This is a genomic window from Daejeonella sp., assembly GCF_044232565.1.
Classification (GTDB): domain Bacteria; phylum Bacteroidota; class Bacteroidia; order Sphingobacteriales; family Sphingobacteriaceae; genus Daejeonella.
This window is the reverse complement of the sequence record NZ_JBIILQ010000236.1, coordinates 1-4,139: the sequence shown is the minus strand read 5'-3', so window position 1 is coordinate 4,139 and position 4,139 is coordinate 1. Positions and strand designations below refer to the sequence as shown.

Here is a 4,139-nt window from a genome sequence, read left to right as displayed (position 1 = left end):
CAATGGCCATGGTAAAGGTAAGCAGCAGGCAAACTGGTCGGAAAGCTAATCCGATAAGTATTAAAAACCCTCCAAAGGTCTCTGTTATTGCTGCTAATAAACCCCATACGGCTGGTAAAAAATCTATTCCCACGTACTTCATTGCCCCTCCAATAGACTCCCACTGTTCGGGTCCGCCTAATAACTTTGGATATCCATGTAGCATAAATAGTATGCCAAGACCAATACGAGTAATTAATAATCCGGTATTTCGGTATTTTCCAAATGATGCTAATAATGCCATAATTAATAATTTTTGATTGTGTTTTAATTTATAAATAACTTATTGTTACTTCCAACTCTTTTACATTCATACTTACTTTTCTTCCGAAGATGAGTGCACGATTATCGCTAATATGCCCAGCAGGAAAATTAAAGCAAACGGGAAAATTATATTCGCTTACATGACTCATGATAATTTGCTCAGCACTCTGTCCGAACGGAATATCATTATCTTTCATTTCTGTGAACGAGCCAACAATCAGTCCCTTCAGATTAGTTAGTTTCCCAGATCGTTTCAAATTCCACATCATGCGATCCAAAGAGTACAAGTATTCACCTACATCCTCTAAAAAAAGAATTTTATCTGTATAATCTTGTTCAGAAACCGAACCCGATAGCATCACCATCAAGGTTAAATTCCCACCAATTAAAATTCCAGTGGATGCACCATTTCTATTTTTTATGTCGCTTGTATATTGATAATCTAAAGGTTCATTAAACAGTGCTTTTCTTAAACTCTCTAAAGAGGGTTTAGAACCATCCGGAATGGTGAGGGGCATTTGAGCATGGAGGCTCTCTGTTTTGTACAAGGCCTGAATGTGGCTATGTAAAACCGTGATATCACTAAAGCCAATAATCCATTTTGGATACTTTTTAAAGATTGTAAAATCTAAATCATCAATGATACGGATAGTTCCATAGCCACCACGAGCAGCGAAAATTGCCTTTATTTCAGGGTCGTTTAGAAATTGCTGCATGTCGGCAGTTCTTAGCTCATCAGAACCCGCAAACTGATGCCATGAGGCATTTACGGTTTCCCCTAATACCACATTTAATCCCCAGGACTTTAATAATTTGACAGCATCTGAAATGTCGTGGGGCAGTTTTTTCGCCGGACAAGTAATTGCTACCGTATCGCCAGGCATTAAGTATGGAGGGCTTATATAAGAATTTGTTTCCGTCATTTATTGCTTTATGAGTCAAAATTAACCATTTATACCTTGATTCAATTCGATTTGTTTAAATTTAAAATTACAATTTGATTTACTAGAAATTGTATAAATAGCCATTTTAAATTACCACATTAGCCTTTATCTTTGCAAATTAAAAATTAGCTAATATTTATATTTTGGGAAACGATAAATTCAAGAGATACACAGTTACTGCTGCATTACCCTATACCAATGGCCCTGTGCATATTGGACACCTTGCTGGTGTTTATATTCCCGCGGATATATACGTTCGATTTCTAAGATCGACGGGTAAGGATGTAGTTTTTGTTTGTGGATCTGATGAACATGGCGTACCTATTACCTTAAAAGCAAAGAAAGAAGGCGTTAGTCCGCAAGAAGTAGTAGACAAATACCATAAAATCATTGGCGATTCTTTCAGAGATTTTGGAATTGCTTTCAATATTTACCACAGAACTTCATCAACTACCCATCATGATACGGCTTCCGGATTTTTTAAGACGCTATACGATAAGGGAGTTTTTAAGGAAGAAGAAACCGAGCAATATTTTGACGAGAAGGCGGGAGCTTTTTTAGCTGATCGTTACATCATTGGTACTTGTCCGAAATGTGGTAATGAAGAAGCTTACGGTGATCAATGTGAAAAATGCGGCTCTACTTTAAGTCCGACGGAATTAATTAACCCACGCTCCACCCTGTCAGGAGCAAAACCGGTACTTCGCGCAACAAAAAACTGGTTTTTGCCATTAGATACCATGCAGCCTCAAATAGAGGCCTATATTGATGCACACAAGGATTGGAAGCCAAATGTGTATGGACAATGCAAATCGTGGCTTAGTGGGGGCTTAAACCCTCGTGCAATGACCCGTGATCTTGATTGGGGAGTAAAAGTACCAGTTGAAGGTGCAGATGGTAAAGTTTTATACGTTTGGTTTGATGCACCAATTGGTTATATATCGGCAACAAAGGATCTTTGTGATACGAAATTAAGTCCTGAAAAGAAGACAGAATATTATCTCAATGAGGGTTTGAAGCCAAAGGATAATTGGGAGCGCTATTGGTATGCTGAGGACACTAAATTGGTGCACTTTATTGGGAAAGATAATATAGTATTTCACTGCATCATATTTCCGGCCATGTTGATGGCTCATGGCTCTTTTCAGCTTGCTGATAATGTTCCGGCAAATGAGTTTTTAAATTTGGAGGGCGATAAGATTTCAACTTCTAGAAATTGGGCTGTATGGTTGCATGAATATCTTCAAGATTTTCCGGATAAGCAGGATGTTTTACGTTATGTTTTAACTGCTACAGCACCAGAAACGAAGGATAATGATTTTACCTGGAAAGATTTTCAGGCAAGAAATAACAATGAGTTAGTTGCTATTTTTGGAAATTTTGTGAACCGTGTTATGGTTTTATCCCATAAATATTTTGATGGGAAGGTGATGATGGGATCTTCTTTTACGGAGACCGATTTGCAGGTGATGGCCGAATTGAAGGATTTTCCATCAAGGGTTGCAGGATCAATTGAGCAATATCGATTTAGAGAGGCTTTATCTGAGTTTATGGCATTAGCGCGACTTGGAAATAAGTATTTAGCGGATGAAGAGCCTTGGAAGATCATAAAAACAGACGAGGAGCGCGTTAAGACAATTTTGAATGTAGGATTACAGATTGCTTCCAATTTAGCTATTCTGGCGCAGCCTTTCTTGCCATTTAGTGCTCAAAAACTATTCGATATGTTGAATATGGGTGTTGAGGATTGGAATAAAGCGGGGACATCGGATTTGCTTGCTGTTGGTCACCAATTAAATGAAGCAAGTTTATTATTTGAGAAGATTGAAGATTCTGAGATTGACGCACAAATTCAGCGATTAATGGATAGCAAGAAAATAAATGAATTGGCCTTGATGAAAACTGAAGAGGCGAAGCCCAATGTTACTTTTGAGCAATTTTCGGCAATGGATATTCGTATTGGAACTATTTTGGAAGCAGAAAAGGTTGTTAAGACTAAGAAATTATTGAAGCTGAAGATTGATACTGGATTGGATCAGCGTACAATTGTATCTGGAATTGCCGAGTATTTTGAACCTGAGCAAATTATAGGAAAGCAGGTTTCTGTTCTAATTAATTTGGAGCCCCGAGAGATTAAGGGGATTTTATCGCAAGGAATGATACTTATGTCTGAAAGTCCGGATGGAAAGCTTAGTTTTGTGGCTCCTGCAAATGTATTTCCTGATGGAAGTACTGTGAGGTAGGTATTGGTTATCTTTAGCGGTTGTCAGTTGTCAGTTTTGGGCGGAGATTTTTTATCATATTTCGATTTAAAAATTTTAATGCAATTAATGGTCCCGTTTTCAACGTCCGCCCGGCTGAAGCCATTCGGACGGGGATAGAATAGAAGAATAAAATAATGGTCCCGTAGTTCAACGGATAGAATAGAAGTTTCCTAAACTTTAGATGTGGGTTCGATTCCCGCCGGGACCACAAAGTAACATATAACAACCACAATAAAAACATAGAAAAACCCTTTAGATTAAGTTCTAAGGGTTTTTTTGATTTTAAACTATTCAGGCAAACAAAGGGAAACTAAAGAAAAACGACAACATATCTGACAACAAAATTTAAAATATGCCTTTAATGTAGATTAAAACTATAAGATTTGAGTACTAGCGGGTAGGCATGGATTGGTTGCTGCAACGCAAGACGAAAGTCTTCTTATCGCCTGGTATGGCGCACAAGACTATATAAGTAAGCCAGCCAATTATGATTAATGGTGAAAATTTACCGATTGGAAGAATGCCAACAACATATGAGTTGAATCTTATGTACTCAGCTAGAGCTGAATTGGCGGTTTTAAGCCTGACTTCTATTGGAGTTCTACGACGTCTGACTCTATGGGGCCGG

General features: G+C 38.0%; 3 protein-coding genes and 1 tRNA gene. 2 read left to right on the top strand and 2 right to left on the bottom strand.

What is annotated here, in order from left to right; all coding sequences use genetic code 11:
* Together ACILQF_RS11155 and ACILQF_RS11150 are read right to left on the bottom strand one after the other, a co-directional pair.
* On the bottom strand, nt 1-283 hold a 283-nt coding region (locus tag ACILQF_RS11155; RefSeq protein WP_395627485.1), incomplete at its 3' end, for a DoxX family protein.
* Between the two features lie 28 nt (nt 284-311).
* A complete protein-coding gene (locus tag ACILQF_RS11150; protein ID WP_395627484.1) occupies nt 312-1,226 on the bottom strand; it encodes an LD-carboxypeptidase in 915 nt (304 codons plus the stop codon).
* Nucleotides 1,227-1,390: 164 nt separating this feature from the next.
* On the opposite strand from ACILQF_RS11150, the gene metG reads away from it, so the two are divergent.
* Both metG and ACILQF_RS11140 read left to right on the top strand, forming a co-directional pair.
* Complete coding sequence (gene metG, locus ACILQF_RS11145) at nt 1,391-3,490, top strand: methionine--tRNA ligase (RefSeq protein ID WP_395627483.1); 2,100 nt, start codon at nt 1,391-1,393, stop codon at nt 3,488-3,490.
* A 157-nt stretch (nt 3,491-3,647) separates the two neighbouring features.
* Nucleotides 3,648-3,719, top strand: a tRNA-Arg gene (locus tag ACILQF_RS11140).
* Nucleotides 3,720-4,139: the final 420 nt, after the last annotated feature.